This is a genomic window from Vibrio sp. Vb0937 (assembly GCF_033338855.1).
In genome coordinates, this window is sequence record NZ_JAWOTK010000361.1 from 1 (window position 1) to 1,131 (window position 1,131).

General features: G+C 45.4%; 2 protein-coding genes. Both read right to left on the minus strand.

Features of this window, described 5'->3' with window-relative positions:
- Positions 1-829 (minus strand): histidine kinase dimerization/phospho-acceptor domain-containing protein (locus R7P67_RS25725; RefSeq protein WP_318086437.1); only part of this gene is annotated, 829 nt, incomplete at its 3' end.
- Positions 830-1,131 (minus strand): winged helix-turn-helix domain-containing protein (locus R7P67_RS25730; protein ID WP_318086438.1); only part of this gene is annotated, 302 nt, incomplete at its 5' end.

Below are 1,131 nucleotides of genomic sequence, written 5' to 3' on the forward strand. Positions count from 1 at the left end.
CTGGGCGCTCCATTTTTGCGTAGTAAAGGAGTTCTTCGACCATTTCTTCCATCTCATCAATGTCTTCAACGATGCTATTTACGTACTTTGTCTGTTGTTCATTTAGAGAGGAGTCGGCGAGTAAATCAGCCTGCCATTGCAAGCGAAAAATTGGTGTGCGTAGCTCGTGAGCAACCGCATTGGTGAGCATTTTATTGCTGGTAATGAGTCGAGAGACTTTATCGGCCATGTTATTGAAGCTTTTGTTCAATGTGCCAACCGATTTGGCGCTGGCCGTGCTTGCGCGTGCTTTGAAATTACCAGACGCAAATTCGACGGTGACTCTTTCTAGTTCACGAATTCTGCGGCTTAAAAACCAGATCAGCAAAACACAGTAAAGCGCGAAACCAGCGATGAAGAATATCCATACCATGTTGTCGTCGAAATTGACGGCTTGAATGATAGGACTATTCGGGTTATCGCTAATTTTGAAAAAGGGAGTGCTCTCGTCGAAGCGAAACCAAAAATCCCGTTCATCATCAAAGGCGATGTTAGCGGTAGGATCTTCATCGAACACTTCCTTCACCTCAGGAGGGAGCTCATCCATGGTGTGAGGTTGCAACAATCGATGGCTTGCCGTGGCAAACTTTTCTAGCTCGCTTTTGGTGTATTCAAGCCCTTTTTCTTCATAGATAGGGGAGAGTAAATCGTAGAAAGCTTGCGAACTGTGTTCTTGAAGTAGGTAGTCATAATCAGTATTGAGCTCATACACGATGAGCTCATAACCTTTCAGACTGGCGAGAAAAAGAATGATCAGACCTAAAAAGCTCTCTAGATATATCCTTCTCATTTATGCGTTCCATGCATCCGGCATTAGTAGGTAGCCTTTGCCGCGTACCGTAATGATTTTTTGAGGTGAGCAGGACGCGTCACCCAATTTCTTTCTAAGCGTTACGATGCGGTTGTCAATGGTTCTATCTGTACCGTCGTACTCAATCCCGCGTAACGTTTTGGTGAGCCATTCACGCGACAAGGTTTTCTCGGCATGAGTGGCGAGTACCCACAGCAAGTCAAACTCACCGTCGGTTAATGCGACAGGCTGTTGGTTCATAGTACAAGATTTACGTAGTCGGTTTAAACACAACACGCCAA